Genomic DNA, 15,911 nt, shown 5'->3' on the forward strand with positions numbered 1-15,911 from the left:
CACATAGAAACATAGATTTTTTCATTTTATATAAAAGGGCTTAAAAAAACTAGTTTTTCACAAATAGCTTCGCGCAAACCCTATGATTGTTTATGCAAGTGAAACGACTTTTTTAAGTTCTCTAAAACTATGTTTCTATGTGTTTAAATTATTTTTTTAAACGTTTACTTAATTGATAATCATACAGTGAAGGAATCTTCTCAATTGGTGTGTTTAAAAATTCAATGTAAGGATCGACGTCGTATTTGATTTCAAATTTAGCATTTCCGTGAACACCAATGATTCTGGCAAAAGAGCCATCTTTCATTCCGTACAATAAAATCGGTTTTGAGGCATCTGGATTTTCTACTTGAACATTAAGATTCCAAAAAGTGCTGAAAGGTCCGTGAGAAGGTTTCCAGTAATCGGCTCCTCCGCCGCCAAATAAGGCATAACTATTATTTTTATCAGCTTTTAAGTGAACCGTAATATGGTCAAATAGATTTTGATGATTGGCTCCTGAATGTTGATCTAAAACCGGATCTGTAAATATTTCGCAGTTCTGATACACATTTTTAGTAGCAAAAGTGTTGAAACTTAAAGGATGAACGGCCGAATTATAGATTTTCAGATTCTTTACCAAAATATTGTGTACGCCACCTAAAGTTACAGTGTAGTGTGCTAAATGCGGTCCATCTGTTGTAATATCCTGAATGGTTACATTAGCAACTTCTTCGGCAAGAATTCCGCTGTCGGCATTAGTGATTTTGACATCTTTAACCCAGCTGTTGAACAATCGAGTCAGGAAAATGCCATTATTTCCAGGTTCAACGTGATGTGCGACTCTCGGAATATCAGGAAAAGTAAAGCGAAGATGCTCGATTCCAACTTCGTTTAAATGTTTCCATTCGACCAATTGCGCTTGATAACTTGGTTTAATCGAAATGGTTAAAGGTGTTTTTAAAGTAATTTTTGCACCAGAGATTTTAGTGATTTCAACCTGCTGTCTTACAATTGGAAGTTTCGGAAATTTCCAATGATGCGAACCGGGTTTTACTTTAGCTCCTTGATATAAATCGTTGATGATTTCGCCATTTTCACCATTTTTATTAAACAATTGCAATTCGACAACATCGCCAACTTTTAATCCTTTTACATCAGAAACGGTAATAACATGTTCGCCCATTTTTCCTGAACTGACTTTCGCCAACGGATTAGAATCTGGTTCGTATTTGTCTAAATATGATTTTACGCGTTCGCCCGGAACTTGTGTCCAGATAAATCCGCCAGACCATGCATATTGCGAAAAAGGCAAATCGATATTATTTTCTGGTTCACGCTGTCTTTTGTCAAAAGTGGTTAAGTATTCGCGAAGTTCAGCCAAAACATCCGAATCCTTAAGATACATCATTGGTCTTGGACAGTAGATTTCAGTTCCGTTTTCGTTAGAACCAGCACCGCGAAGTACAAAATTGCTTCTTTCGATATAAAGAATTTCACTTAAAATAATGCGTCCAGCTGGCAATTGCAGAATTACATTGCCTTCAGCAGCATTGGCAGCTTTAAAGGCTTTTAAAAGAGCTTTTGAATCGTCTAGATTGTCATTTGCTTTTACGCCAAAATCTGTTGCATTTATAACTTTTCCATTAGCTTCAGGAATCGGGCTTTCGCCAAAGCGATATCCTGCATAACTAAAATCAGGCAGATAATCGGTTTTTGAAGTTAAAATTTTGGGTATTTCCTGCGCCAGTATTGAGTTTATAAAAAAGCCACAGGATATAAGAATGGCTTGGCGTATCATGGTTTTGTGGTTTTTGTGGTTAGTTAGTTTTTTTGTTTTGCCACGGAGGCGCTAAGACGCTAAGATTTTTTAGGCTTTGTATTTTAGTCTCGCAAAGACTTTACTTTATCAACAGATCAATAGAATTTTATTTCACGCAGATTTCGCAGATTTTGGCAGATTTTATTATGATTAATATCTGCGTGCATCTACTTAAATCTGCGAAATCTGCGTGAAATAAAAAATAAAAATCTTCGTGCCTTAGAGCCTTCGTGGCAAGCAAATTATATAGATCGCTTAATCCCTAATTCTAGTCCGCGGAGTTCTGCAAGACCCCTTAAACGTCCAATTGCAGAATAACCTGGATTTGTTTTTTTCTTTAAATCGTCCAACATTTGATGTCCGTGATCTGGACGCATTGGCAACTGGCTGTTATTTCTTTTTTCAACTTCCAAAATTGCTTTTACAACTTCGTACATATCAACGTCGCCTTCTAAATGGTTTGCTTCATAGAAACTTCCTTCTTCGTCTCGTTGCGTGCTTCTTAAGTGAATAAAATTCATTTTGTCTCCATGACGTCTCACAATTCCAGGTAAATCATTATCAGCACGAACACCGTAAGAACCTGTACACATGGTAAATCCGTTTGATGGAGAAGGAGCAGCGTTCATTAATTCCATTAAATCTTCTTCGGTGCTAACGACTCTCGGTAAACCTAAAATTGGGTAGGGAGGATCGTCTGGATGAATCGCCATCGATACACCCTTACTTTCAGCAACTGGAATAATTTCTTTTAAGAAGTGAAAGAGATTATTCTTTAATGCCTGTCTGTCAATATGATTGTAAGCGCTTAAGGTTACCAAGAAATCTTCGACCGTGTAAGCTTCTTCAGCCCCAGGAAGTCCAGCCAAAATATTTTGCTGTAATTTAATTTTATCTTCTGGAGTCATGGCTTCAAAATAGCTTTTTGCTTTTTGTTTCTGGACATCCGAATATTCGTTTTCCGCTCCAGGTCTTTTTAAAATAAACAATTCAAAAGCAGCAAAAGCATTGATGTCAAAACGTAAAGCTTTTGAACCGTCTTCGACTGTATAGGATAAATCGGTTCTTGACCAGTCTAAAACTGGCATAAAGTTGTAGCAAACACATTTTATACCACATAAAGCTAGATTGCGAATGCTTTCTTTATAGTTTTCAATGTATTGCAAATAATTTCCAGTCTGCTTTTTGATGTCTTCATGAACAGGAATACTTTCTACAACTGACCAAGTCAAACCCGAAGCACCTTTTTTAGGATCTCCATTTTCGTGCTCGATTTCAACTTTTCGCTTAAGAATTTCATCTATGCTCCAAACTTCTCCGTTTGGAATATGGTGTAAAGCTGTTACAATTCCAGTTGCACCAGTTTGTTTGATATCTTGTAAAGAAACAGGATCATTTGGTCCGAACCATCTTAATGTTTGTTCCATTTTATGTTTTTGTTTTATTTCCTGCAAGGTTTTCAAAACCTTGTAGGTATTTTAATTTATAATAATCTACAATTTAAACCTACAAGGTTTTGGAAACCTTGCAGGAGAGGTTGAAATCTTAAATACTCGTTGCAGCAAATCCGCCGTCGACTTTTAAGATAGTTCCAGTAACGAATTTTGACATGTCGCTGCATAAAAATAAAAGCGCACCGTCAATATCTTCAGGAGTTCCGAATCTTCCCATTGGCGTGTGATCGATTATTTTTTCACCTCTTGGAGTCAGTTTTCCTTCTGGAGTTAGCAATAAAGCACGGTTTTGTTCACCAATAAAAAATCCAGGAGAAATAGCATTTACACGAAGCCCTTCTCCATATTTTTGAGCCAATTCAACCGCCATCCATTGTGTGAAATTGTCGATTGCGGCCTTTGAAGCAGAATAACCTACAACTCTTGTTAAAGGTCTTTGTGCTGATGCCGATGAAATATTGATAATATTTCCTGATTTTTGTTTCGCAAAAAGCTCAGCAAAAACCTGAGTAGGAAGCATCGTTCCAATAATATTCAAATCGACTACTTTTTGCAGATCATCACTTTTCATGTCATAAACAGCTTGATCTGGCTGAATGGTTGCGCCTGGCATATTTCCGCCTGCAGCATTAATCAAAATATCAAGACGTCCATATTTTTCAGCAATAAAATCTCTTACTTTTTCTACTTCTTCTTTATTTAAAACATTGGCTTGAACAGCAAATCCTTGTCCGCCATTTGCTTCGATTGCTTTTACTGTGTTTTCAGCCTTTTCCAATGATTGAGAAACGATTCCGACCACAACACCTTGCTGCGCCAAAACATTTGCAAATCGGCTTCCTAAAACTCCAGCGCCGCCTGTTATTAATGCAATTTTTCCTTTTAAATTAAATATTGAATCCATTTTAATTTTAAATTTTCAATACTTTAAATTCCAAATTCCAATTTGGAAATAAAGCATATTTTGTATAATTAATTTTTACTTTTTTGATTTAATTAGTTTATCAGTTCAAACTGAGTTTTTGGAATTTGGGTTTTCAAATTTGGAATTTATTTTCGGATAGTATCTATCAAATCCAAAACCCTTTTCGTTTCTTTTTCAATTGTGTCGTAAGCATCGTATTCCATTACTTCTTTGCTAATTAATTTGCTTCCCATTCCAACAGCAGAAACTCCAGCATTAAACCAAGTTTCAATGCTTTGTCTCGTAGTGTCAACACCTCCAGTTGGCATAAAAGTTAAATTTGGAAAAACATCTCTGATACCGCTCATAAAATCAGGTCCTAAAATATTTCCAGGAAAAAGTTTAATGAATTTTACTCCGGCATTTTCAGCCGCAATAATTTCTGTTGGCGTCATACAGCCAGGAGCGTATAAAACTTCTTTCGAAATTAAAAATGGAGCAATTTCAGGAACAAATCCAGGACTTATAAAAAAGTCGGCGCCAGCTAAATAATAGGTTTCAGCTTGCGCTAAATTTTTGATAGTTCCAATTCCTAAAAGCATTTCAGGCATTTCAGCATTTCTAACTTCGATCATTTTTTTGAAGTTTGAAAGTGCTTCAGGGCCACGGCTCGTATATTCCACAGCTCTAATTCCTGCATTGTAAAGTGTTTTTAAAACAGCAATACTTTTGCTTTCGTCAGCATTGAAATAAAGCGGAAGCATTCCTTGTTTTAAAATAACATCTATAGCGTTCTGAATGTTGCTCATAGTTATATTTTTACTTTGATTACAATTTTTTTCAATGGCCCGCTTCCAATCATAGCAGAATGAACGTCTTCTGGAAACAGGATTGTAAATTGTTTTTCTTTTATTTCAAAAAACATATCTGGTTTGTCATGAAAGAAACGAACATCTCTTTCGTCGCTATAATCTCCATTTGGGCTGATGCATTTTTCTCTAGGTTTCCACGCAAAAGTTTCTGGGCCAATGATAGAAATCTGAATATCAATATTTTTATCATGGCATTCAAAACCTTTAATGCTTTCTTCTCTTGTGCTTCCTTCGCCAACAATTACAATTAGCTTTAAACCTTCGCCAATTTCATATGCTCCTTCTTCAAGATTGGCAATATCATTTTGGTCTACATATTCAAATGCTTTTTTGAAATTTGGATGCAGACCATAGTATTTTGCTGCGTTATGCAATGAGTCTATTATCATTTTGTACGGTTTTTATTTTGGTTTTTTAATGTTATGTGTATATTTGCGTGTGCGTACACGGTATTTTACAAATGTATGCAAAATGTGATGTAAAACAACTTATTTTTGATAAAATAAATTAATTTTACCCAACTGCTTTTATATTTTTAACTTAAAAAGAATCAATATCATAACAATTAAAAAGATTGCCGAATTAGCCAATGTCTCTGCTGGAACAGTAGACAGAATTATACACAAACGCGGACAAGTGGCTCAAGAAACCGTTGATAAAGTCAATGCGATTATTGAAGAGTTTGGTTATACGCGAAATATTCTGGCAAGTAATCTGGCACTGAATAAGAAATTTCATTTTGCAGTTTTTCTTCCAAAATCGGAAACTTTAGAATATTGGAAAAGTCAGGCAGAAGGTATTGAAAAAGCAGCCGTAGAGTTTAGCAAATTCGGAATCGTACTGGACTACTTTTTTTACGATTATAATTTGATATCTTTTAAAGAAACGGTGCAAAAAGTGATGCAATTTGATTGTGACGGTTTACTTTTTGCTCCAATTTTTTATGATGATTCAGTTCGGTTTTTAAAGGAGTACGAAAAGAAAAATATTCCAGTTGTGATGATCGATTCGAATATTTCTGAAGAAAACGAGCATGCTTATGTGGGGCAAGACGCCTTCCAGAGTGGGTATTTGGCAGGAAGATTAATCAGTTTTGCTGTGAAGAACGAAAGACAGGTTCTGATTTTTAAAATTACTCGTGAAATCGAAAGCACATCTGTGTATCAGCAGCGTATCAAAGGATTTTATTCGTATTTTGAAGATCATAACGAATTGACTCATTTTAAATTCTCAGAAGTGACATTAAAAGATTCGGGAATCGATCAGCTGAGTTTGGAAATGTTTTCGGGAATAAACAGTGTTTTTGTACCCAATTCCAGAGCTTACATTGTGGCCGACTTTTTAAATAAAAACAATATAAAAGGTGTTCGAATTATTGGTTTTGATTTGCTAAAGGAAAATATAGAATACTTAAACAAAGGTGTAATTGATTTCTTAATCAATCAAAGGCCAGAAGAGCAGGGATATTTGGGAATCAATTATTTGTATAAAAAACTAGTTCTTAAAGAAGAAACAGAACGAACACATTATATTCCGTTGGAGATTATTTTGAAGGAGAATTATTTTCCTGTTAGAAGGTAAATACATTTCAAACATAGCCCATGGTTTCAACCACGGGAAACGAATTGATAATATACATTGCGTTCCCGTGGTTGAAACCACGGGCTATGTTTAGTTAAGAAAATAAAAACTTTGCGTCTTTGTGCCTTAGTGGCAAAAAAAAATCACTTCTTAACCTTTACAACCAAAGGATTGTTAATCTTCTCAGCAAAAGAACTTAAATATTTTTCCCATTCTTGTTTAGTCTGAAACGGACTTCCTTTTTTCCATCCAAAACCAACGTAATAAATAGCTTTGTTGTTTTTGACAGCAATATTTCCGTACAGATTACTCAAGTCTTTTTCGTCTGTTACATGATTGTCAAAACTTAATAAAGTGTTTTTTGGAGCTACTAAACCTATTCCAATTTCAGAATTGTCAATTGGTTCCCAATAGCTTAACCATCCTTCTTTTAGATTTGTTCCGGTTGTTCCTTTTTTGTCATGAAGTGTCAGTCCAGCAGCAATTTGTTGTGTTCCTGTAATATTGATTTCAAAACGCGAAAGCTGACTTCCGTAATCTAAACTGATTAATTTCGATTCGGTTATTTTATTGCCTTTTGCATCCCAATCGGCATAAGTTAGAATAAAACTAGTTCTTATTGGTCCCGTTGTAATGGTTTTCCAACTGATGAAGTTTTTAGAAGAATAATATTTTCCATCGACATTTACGGCAATTCCGCCGACACCGCGGCTGTCACCTACGTGAAAGTTATCCAATCCTTCACCAGTATCTTTATGATATGTTCCTGTTCCGTTAGTCGCTTTTTCGTACCATTTATTAATGATCGGGTAATCGACTCTTTTTAGCCATGCGTCAATTCCGCTGGTAAGAGTTCCGCCTGGTACTTTATCTTCGACCATTTTTTGAGCTACAGGACCATAAGTTCTAAATGCGACTTTGTTGTTTTCCCAAGCGTAATCGTCTGTACGCTCTGGAACAAAACGAGAATAACAGCTAACTACTTTTGAAGCATTTGGATTTGTACCAACCAATACTTCAAAATCTTGCTTGGAAGAAGCTTTAATTTTTGGCTGAAATAAAAGCAAATCTGCATTTCCATCGCCATCATTATCTACCGTTTGCGTTTCTAAGAAAGTATTGCTGCTAATGTCTTTTACGGCATAATTTTCAAGCTTTGAATCTGCATGTAATCCAAGCGACTTTTTAGTCAATTCGATGGTTTCAAATTCTCGGTCAACTTTTAAATTATTGGTAATTGTAATAATTTTATTCTGAGAAAAAGCAGCAAAATTGGCTGTCAGAATGGTTATGATAAAAAGATGTTTTTTCAAAATTCTTTGGTTTTTAATATTTCAAAAATTAGGTTTGATAGGATTATAAAAGTACAAATCAGAACGGAATTAGAAGTACAGAATAGGAGTAATTCTGTACAGAAGTTTGAAAATAAGCAGAAAAGCTGTGAGAATGAAATAGATTATTTTTCGTAATTTACAATTCCTGATTTTACTTCAGGATTTTATATAATTAAATGAAAATCAACAGAAATGGTTAAATGTATTATTTTCGATTGTGATGGAGTTTTAGTCGATACAGAGAAAATCGGTAACGGAATATTGCTTGCAATGGCGCAAGAACACGGATTTGAAATGGAACTAGAAGATGCGTACCGTCATTTTAATGGAAGAAATCTAAAAGATTGTTTCAGACATATTGAAGAAGCAATCGATCAGAGACTTCCTGAAAATTTTGAAACAGAATATCGTGAAAAGAGTTTTGAAGCTTTTAAAACTCAGGTAAAACCAATGGAAGGTATTATTGATTTTATCGAAAATATTGAAAAATTGAAGATTCCGTACTGTGTTGCATCGAGCGGACCGGAAGAAAAAATTCGTTTGAATCTTGAAGTAGCTGGATTATTGGATAGATTTGAAAATAAAATATTCAGTTCGTATCAAATTGGCAGTTGGAAACCAGAACCGGGAATATTCCTTCATGCCGCTGCAGTAATGGGATTTGAAGTAAAAGATTGTATTGTGGTTGAAGACAGTAAAGCTGGCGTAAAAGCTGGTGTTGACGGCGGATTTAAGGTTTACGGTTTTGCAAATGGTTTTAATAACGAAGATTTAGAGGAAGAAGGAGCAGAGCTTTTTAGTTCTTATGAAGAATTAAGCGAAAAACTTGGAATCTAAGTTTTGTTTCAAGTTTATTTTGTTTCAAGTTTCAAGTTAGACCCGACAGGTTTTTAAAACCTGTCGGGTTTGTTTTTACGATTAAATTATTCCGGTAGGAATATCTGGTCGGTAGAAATATAAAAACGCATTTGCATAGTGTGTCCTGTAGGGACACCTGTTCTGTGTAATGAATTTTATTTGCGTATTCAAACGTTCCTACGGAACGTGTACCTCTGAATCTAATTAAAAAAATCTACCAACCAGACATTCCTACGGAATGAATAACATCTTTTTGAACCTTGTCAAAGTTCAATTATCAAATTTTCTAATTATCAAATTCTCTAATTAAAATGTAATTTGTTGCATTAAAATAAAATTTTATATATTTGAGTTTAAACATTCTCGTTTTTAGTTTGATAACAATGAATAATTGTTAATGGTACATTTAAAAGAGAATGTTTTTTGTCTAGAAAACGACTTTTCCCAAAGAAGCGTTTTCTGGATTGTGATTCCAAAAAAATCACAGAACTAACCTACAGACCGCTACAGAATGATGAAATTTAAAGCTAGAATTTTACTTCTATTCCTATTATTTTCTTCGATTATCAATTCCCAAATCAAAAAGATTGGAGTTCCTTTTATAACCAACTATAGTCCGAAAACCTATAAAGCCGCATCAGAGAATTGGGATGTTTTGCAGGACTCGAAAGGTATGATGTTTTTTGCCAATCATTTTGGAATCATGCAGTTTGATGGCGTGCGTTGGGCCATTGTGACACAGCCAGAAAATCGCAGTATGGTTCGTTCCATGGTAATTGATAAAAAGGATAAAATGTACGTTGGTGCTCAAGGCGATTTCGGATTTGTTGTTCAGTTTCCAAACGGGCAATATCAATATACATCTTTGGTGAAATTAGTTCCGAAATGGGCTCGAAATTTTGGAGATGTACTCCATACGGTCATTCGAAATGATGAAATTGTTTTTTTTTCTTATGAAAGGATTTTTATTTATAAAAACAATACAATCAAAGTAATAAATGCAAAAACAGCTTTTGATGATTTCTTTGAAGTTGGAAAAGAAATTTATGTTTCAGACAATGAAAAAGGATTATTAAAGCTAAAAAGCAATACGTTAATTCCTGTAGAAAATAGTCGGGAGTTTGTTGGATTGCAGGTTCGAAAGATCTTTCAAACTAAAAGTGGACTTTTGCTATTAACTCAAAAAAGTGGTCTTTTTACTTTCAGTGAAAATCAAATTAAACCATTTGAAACAGAAGTTGATTATTTGCTGAAGCAGAATCAGATTTCGGCTGGCATTGAACTTTCTGATGGTTATTTCGGAATTGGAACCCGTCAATCTGGATTGATCGTTATTGATAGTGAAGGACATTTGATTCAGCACATCGACAAACAGATGGGACTTCAGAATGAGTATGTAACTAATTTTAAAATTGATAAGGAAGGCAATTTATGGGTAACGCTTAAAGGTGGAATTTCGCTGATTCAGATTTCATCTCCTTTGTCAAAAATTATTGACGGTACGAATTCGGAAACGAAAATTTATTGTAGCCAGATTTACCAAAATAAATTGTATATCGGTACGGACAATGGTGTATTTTGGCTGGATTGGGAGGCTTATAAAAGTGGGAAGAGAGAGAATGTAATTTTTCAGCATGTTTCTGGAATGTCAGAGAATGTCTGGAATGTGGGAGTTTTTGGCAATTTGTTAATGGCTTTTGAAAAAAATGGAATATTTGAAATCAACGGAAATTCCGCGAAAGCGTTGGCAAAAATTGATGGCGCTTGGCAGGGAATTCTAGTTCCTAATCGTCCTGATTTGCTTCTTGTTGGAGGTTATACGGGATTATATCTGCTAAAAAAAATAAACAGTTCTTGGGTTTTTCAACATCGAATAAAAGGTTTTGAAGAAAGCAGCAGAATTATGGAAACCGATAAGTGGGGTAACATTTGGATTGCACATGGATACAAAGGAATTTACAAACTGAAATTTAATGAGGCATTTGACTCTGTTGCTGATATTCAGTTTTATAATGACAAAAATGGCTTTCCGTCGAGTTTGTTTCTGAATACATTTAAAGTGGATAATCAGATTTTGTTTGGCACAACAAAAGGCGTTTACAGGCAAGATGTATCTTCAAAAAAAATGATTCCAGATCCAGTCTTTAAGAAATACTTGGGATTGGAAAATCATATCCGATTATTAAAACCAGACCATCAGGATAATATTTGGTATGTTTCTGGGGAGAATACAGGAAAAATGAGCAAGCAGAAAAATGGAAGTTTTAAGATTGAAGAACTTCCTTTTCGAAAACTTGGATATTTGTATGTTCCAGGTTTTGAAAATATTCAAACTACAAAAAGTGGCGATGTATTTTTCGGTACACAAGAAGGGCTGATTCATTATAGTGTCATTAAAAACAAGAAATATCAAACAAAATATAAAGCTGTCATTTCTGAAGTAAAGAGCATTTTTCCAAAAGATAGTCTTTTGTTTTCTAGCCGTTATGATATTCTTCCGAAGAAAACAGAATCACTAAACGACAAACTTTCAACGGTACTTTCATATTCTAATAATGCGCTTCATTTTTCTTTTGCTTCGCTTTGTTTTGAAGATGCGGAAGCAACAAAATACGAATATTGGCTGGAAGGTTTTGAACCGACATGGTCAGATTACAGCCTTCAGACGGAAAAAGAATATACCAATTTGCCTGAAAACGAATATGTTTTTCACGTAAGGGCAAAAAACATTTATGATGTGGTTAGCGAAGAAGCGGTTTTTAGATTTGAAGTTTTGCCGCCTTGGTACCGAACCATTTGGGCTTATATTTTATATTTGGCTCTTTTCGGTGTTTTAATTTATATCATTATCAAATATCAAAAAGGTGTTGCAGAACGCGAACGCGAACAATTAATTCTAAATCAGGAGAAAGAATTGCTTCGAAATCGTGCGGAATTAAACGAGCAAAAACTGGCATTGGAACAAGAAAATATGGCGATTGTACGAGAGAATCTTCAAACAACCATAAATCTTAAAAATGCTAAAGTGGCTTCAAATACTGTCAATTTGATTCATTTAAATGAAATATTGCTTTCGATTAAAGACTTGATCGGACAGATCGATAAGAAAAATGATCCGAATGTAAACTTCGGCCTGCTGACAAAAATCAATAAGTTGATTGACCACGAATTGCAAGGAGACAAACATTGGAATGAATTTGAAGAAATCTTCAATCAGTTGCATGACAATTTTATGCAGCGATTAAAATCGACTTATCCAGAATTGACTCCTCGTGATATGCGTTTGTGTGCATATTTGCGAATGAACTTTAATACAAAAGAAATTGCTCCGCTTTTAGGAATTTCTGTTCGAGGTGTTGAAGATACCCGTTATCGTATTCGTAAAAAATTACAGCTTCCATCGGATACTAATATCACCGAATTCATTCTTAATTTTTAATTTTTTCTCCTATAAGTGAAATCTGAAGTGATTTTATGCATTTCATCGATGATTTGTTACATTTCTTCGATAGTACCGTAGTCAAACCGTAGTCGAAAATGTAAGTCTTGCCTGATTTTTTAGTTAATATTGCGCTGTTATTGTCGGAAAATACAATCTGTTTTTTGTAAAACAGCATTTATTGAAGAAATAACATTTACTAACTAAAACCTATTTAAAATGAAGCAAAAAGACTTTTTTTTCGGCCGACCACCGAAAAGCAAATCCTATTTATTAAAACAATTTTGTGTAGCAGTTCTATTCTTACTGTTGCCATTTATTAAGACGCAAGCTCAATGTAATACATTGGTCTGGTCGGATGAATTTAATGGCACAACAGTAGATTTGACCAAATGGCAAAGCATTACAGGAAATGGATGTCCGTCGCTCTGCGGATTTGGAAATGCCGAGGCACAGCGCTATGATCCGAATCAGGCGACAATTGTAAAAGAAGGCGCAAACAGTTATTTGAACATTCAGGCAAAGTATGAGCCGAATGCTTCATTTCCAGATCAGCCGTATGCTTCCTCAAAATTGACTACAGAAGGAAAGTATTCTTTAAAATACGGAAGAGTTGAAGCCCGTATGAAGTTATCTAATGGGCAGGGAGCATGGCCAGCTTTTTGGATGCTTCCTGTAAATGGAAATTGGCCTTTTACTGGAGAAATTGATATTATGGAAGCCAAACACAGGAATCCGCAATCTGTAGATGGAACTATCCATTATGACGGAAACGGATATCATTTTACAGGTAGAAGCTATAGTTCTCCAACAGATTTATCTTCAGATTTTCATGTTTATGCGGTTGAATGGGGACCAAATTATATTAAATGGTTTGTTGATGATGTTTTATTTCATACAGCAACACCAAATACGACAGTTAACGGCGGATGGCCTTTTAACGATAGTCAGTTTTATATCATTTTAAACCTTGCTGTTGGTAGTGCAGGAACGCCTTATACCAGTGTAAATGGAGCTGGAGTAGCGCCAGTTCCGGGTGATTTCCCAGCAAAATTACAAGTCGATTATGTTCGTGTTTACGATGGGAGTTTTAAATATGCGGTAACTGGCGATAACAAAGTTTACCAAAATGAAACTAGTAAAACCTATTCTGTAAATGCAATTGCGGGGGCGACCTATAACTGGACTGTTCCAGCAGGAGCGACAATTGCATCAGGGCAGGGAACAAATTCGATTACTGTAAATTGGGGAACTTCTGGAGGAGATGTTTCTGTAGCTGCAACAGTTTCTGGCTGTAATGTTAATACCTACAAATTGGCGGTTACAACTGAAGCTGCATTGCCAGTCGAAAAAATACATGAAGATTTTCAGAGCAATCGAAATGTATTGTATCCTGTAAAAACAGGAGTTTTGACAGAAGCTGTTGCGAATCCTTCTGCTACAGGAATTAACACATCGGCTTTGGTTGGAAAATATGTTCGAAATTCAAGTGAATTGTATGATGTTTTGAATATCAGAAATGTAACGATCACCAATGCGAATGATTATGTTTACGGAAGAAAAAGACTTTCGTTTGATATTTATACTTCGGCTCCTGTTGGGACAAAAATATCCATGCAGTTGGAAAATAGCAATGTAACAACAGCAACCAATTATCCGTCAGGAAGACATAGCGGTTTTAAAGCTACAACAACAGTTCAGAACAAATGGGAAACAATTGAATTTGAATTTGAAAAAGTAATTGATCCAAATACGAGTGCTTTGGCTATCAATAATGTCGTTATTCTTTTTGAATCGAATTCTAATTCTGGAGCGACATATTATTTTGATAATCTGCTGACAAAAGCAGCGCCAGAGAAGCCAATTATTGCAACAGATGTTTTGCAAAATTATGATGGAGCAAATAAAATTATAAAAGGAACTACGACTGGAACATATTCTGTTGTGGCAAATCCAGGAGCAAATTCGGTTAACTCATCTGCAAATGTGGCGAAGTACGTTCGAAATGCATCAGAACAATACGATGTACTTTTCTTTAATACACAAACTTCAATTGAAGATGCTGGTTTATTTAAAAATCAGACCAATAAAATTATGATCGATGTCTATACAACGGCACCAATTGGTACGGTTGTAAGTATGAATTTTGAAAATAGTGCCACTTCGCTTCCAGCCAATTATCCGACAGGAAGAAATAGTAATTATGTAGCCATTACAACCAAACAAAATCAATGGGAAACATTAACTTTCTACTATAATTCCAGTCCGGATGCTGGAACTTCAAACTTAGCAGTAAATCAAATGGTTTTATTGTTTAATTCAGGTTCATATACAAGCGACACTTATTATTTTGATAATATCAGAATTGGTTCAACCAAATTGCCAGATACGTTTACGCCAGGCGTTGTTTATGAAGATTATCAAACGATTCACAATATTACTTTTAGAGATGCCATTGGAACTTATACGGCAAATACAGCAAATCCAAATGCAAGTGGAATCAATACTTCTTCGAATGTTGGAAAATACGTTCGCAAGTCAACAGAATTGTATGATAATTTTTCATTCAATACGACTTTAAACAATATTGGAGATTTTAAAGCTGGAACAAAAAAATTCGCGATGGATGTTTATACTTCTGCGCCAGTTGGATCTATTATTTCATGGCAGGCAGAAAGCAGCGCTTCGGTTCCGTCCAATTATCCTGTGGGAAGACATAGTATTTATCAAGGAGTTGTAAAACAAAGCAATGCTTGGCATACTATTACTTTTACGTATGTAAGCACGCCAGATGCTTCGACTCCAGATAATGATGTCAACCGTTTTGTTTTCTTGTTTGAGCCGGGAACCAATTCTGGAAATACCTATTATTTTGATAATCTGAGAGCTTTAAATTTAGTCTCTACAGAAACGCCAAATGTGAATTTAGCTTTGGCTAAAATAGCAACGGCTTCGACATTAGAAAATACGACTTTTACTGCAAACCAAGCTACAGATGGAGATGGAGGTACAAGATGGGCGAGTTCTTTTGCCAATGCAACCGAATGGATTTATGTGGATTTAGGAAGTAATTACACTCTTAATCGCGTAGTATTAAAATGGGAGGCGGCTTATGCAACTCAATACAAAGTACAGCTTTCTGCAGATAATGTTTTTACAGAAAATGAAACAATCAATACACAAACGTCAAGTGATGGCGGAACGGATGATTTAGCGGTAAGCGGAACAGGAAGATATCTGCGTATTTTATGTACAGCAAAAGCTTTAGCTCCTTATGGATATTCATTGTATGAAATTGAAGCTTACGGATCTTCATCAACGGCTAGAATGGCTTTGAATGTTGAAGAAGAACCTCAAACGGAAGAAGCTGTTTTTGCAGTCTATCCAAATCCGACAACAAATTATGTTCAAGTTTCATCTCCTGAAAACTTAGACAATAAAGTCATTACGATTTATGACAATACTGGAAATTTAGTTTTACAGAATAAACCTCAAGGAAATGAAAGCGTAATTGACGTAAGTAAACTTCGCAGAGGAATCTATATTTTAAACTTCAAATCAGACCAAAAGAGCTGGAGTAAGAAGTTGATTAAGAAATAATTTTAAATCCGTTGGGTGCAATTTTAAGGAGGGGATACCAATTGCACCTGGCGGATTATTTAGTCATT

10 protein-coding genes are annotated in these 15,911 nt (G+C 35.1%); 4 read left to right on the top strand and 6 right to left on the bottom strand.

Annotated elements, in window-relative coordinates:
- Positions 1-148 precede the first annotated feature (148 nt).
- The 5 genes from RB618_RS14395 to RB618_RS14415 all read right to left on the bottom strand — a co-directional run bounded on the left by RB618_RS14395 (position 149) and on the right by RB618_RS14415 (position 5,420).
- Positions 149-1,780 carry a hypothetical protein gene (locus RB618_RS14395; protein WP_308069365.1) on the bottom strand — a complete coding sequence of 544 codons (1,632 nt, stop codon included), beginning with the start codon at positions 1,778-1,780 and terminating at the stop codon, positions 149-151.
- Positions 1,781-2,043: 263 nt separating this feature from the next.
- Complete coding sequence (gene uxuA / locus RB618_RS14400; protein WP_308069366.1) at positions 2,044-3,228, bottom strand: mannonate dehydratase; 1,185 nt, start codon at positions 3,226-3,228, stop codon at positions 2,044-2,046.
- A gap of 118 nt (positions 3,229-3,346) precedes the next feature.
- A complete protein-coding gene (locus tag RB618_RS14405; protein ID WP_308069367.1) occupies positions 3,347-4,159 on the bottom strand; it encodes an SDR family oxidoreductase in 813 nt (270 codons plus the stop codon).
- A 146-nt stretch (positions 4,160-4,305) separates the two neighbouring features.
- Positions 4,306-4,968: a bifunctional 4-hydroxy-2-oxoglutarate aldolase/2-dehydro-3-deoxy-phosphogluconate aldolase gene (locus RB618_RS14410; protein WP_308069368.1), complete on the bottom strand. Its 663-nt coding sequence runs from the start codon at positions 4,966-4,968 to the stop codon at positions 4,306-4,308.
- A gap of 2 nt (positions 4,969-4,970) precedes the next feature.
- Entirely contained in the window at positions 4,971-5,420 is a 450-nt protein-coding gene (locus RB618_RS14415; protein ID WP_308069369.1) for a YhcH/YjgK/YiaL family protein, read from the bottom strand.
- A 184-nt stretch (positions 5,421-5,604) separates the two neighbouring features.
- Here RB618_RS14415 and RB618_RS14420 point away from each other — a divergent pair, with 184 nt between their 5' ends.
- On the top strand, positions 5,605-6,612 hold the full coding sequence (locus RB618_RS14420; RefSeq protein WP_308069525.1) for a LacI family DNA-binding transcriptional regulator: 1,008 nt from the start codon (positions 5,605-5,607) through the stop codon (positions 6,610-6,612).
- A gap of 143 nt (positions 6,613-6,755) precedes the next feature.
- Here RB618_RS14420 and RB618_RS14425 read toward each other — a convergent pair whose 3' ends face one another.
- Complete coding sequence (locus RB618_RS14425) at positions 6,756-7,925, bottom strand: DUF4861 family protein (protein WP_308069370.1); 1,170 nt, start codon at positions 7,923-7,925, stop codon at positions 6,756-6,758.
- Between the two features lie 213 nt (positions 7,926-8,138).
- Between RB618_RS14425 and RB618_RS14430 the strand changes: the two genes are divergently transcribed.
- The 3 genes from RB618_RS14430 (at position 8,139) to RB618_RS14440 (ending at position 15,843) form a co-directional block, all read left to right on the top strand.
- Positions 8,139-8,783 (top strand): HAD family hydrolase, encoded by a 645-nt coding sequence (locus tag RB618_RS14430; protein ID WP_308069371.1) that lies wholly within the window; start codon positions 8,139-8,141, stop codon positions 8,781-8,783.
- A gap of 532 nt (positions 8,784-9,315) precedes the next feature.
- On the top strand, positions 9,316-12,243 hold the full coding sequence (locus RB618_RS14435) for a triple tyrosine motif-containing protein (protein WP_308069372.1): 2,928 nt from the start codon (positions 9,316-9,318) through the stop codon (positions 12,241-12,243).
- A 219-nt stretch (positions 12,244-12,462) separates the two neighbouring features.
- The gene (locus RB618_RS14440; RefSeq protein ID WP_308069373.1) at positions 12,463-15,843 is read left to right on the top strand and encodes a family 16 glycosylhydrolase; all 3,381 of its coding nucleotides are present in this window, start codon (positions 12,463-12,465) and stop codon (positions 15,841-15,843) included.
- Positions 15,844-15,911: the final 68 nt, after the last annotated feature.

The sequence above is a fragment of the Flavobacterium sp. LHD-85 genome (assembly GCF_030929595.1).
Lineage (GTDB): Bacteria > Bacteroidota > Bacteroidia > Flavobacteriales > Flavobacteriaceae > Flavobacterium.

Bases quoted from the DNA above. Each gene is read 5' to 3' on its own strand.
- uxuA (WP_308069366.1), bottom strand. From the start codon at position 3,228: ATGGAACAAACATTAAGATGGTTCGGACCAAATGATCCTGTTTCTTTA.
- RB618_RS14415 (WP_308069369.1), bottom strand. From the start codon at position 5,420: ATGATAATAGACTCATTGCATAACGCAGCAAAATACTATGGTCTGCAT.
- RB618_RS14395 (WP_308069365.1), bottom strand. From the start codon at position 1,780: ATGATACGCCAAGCCATTCTTATATCCTGTGGCTTTTTTATAAACTCA.
- RB618_RS14405 (WP_308069367.1), bottom strand. From the start codon at position 4,159: ATGGATTCAATATTTAATTTAAAAGGAAAAATTGCATTAATAACAGGC.
- RB618_RS14430 (WP_308069371.1), top strand. From the start codon at position 8,139: ATGGTTAAATGTATTATTTTCGATTGTGATGGAGTTTTAGTCGATACA.
- RB618_RS14435 (WP_308069372.1), top strand. From the start codon at position 9,316: ATGATGAAATTTAAAGCTAGAATTTTACTTCTATTCCTATTATTTTCT.
- RB618_RS14410 (WP_308069368.1), bottom strand. From the start codon at position 4,968: ATGAGCAACATTCAGAACGCTATAGATGTTATTTTAAAACAAGGAATG.
- RB618_RS14440 (WP_308069373.1), top strand. From the start codon at position 12,463: ATGAAGCAAAAAGACTTTTTTTTCGGCCGACCACCGAAAAGCAAATCC.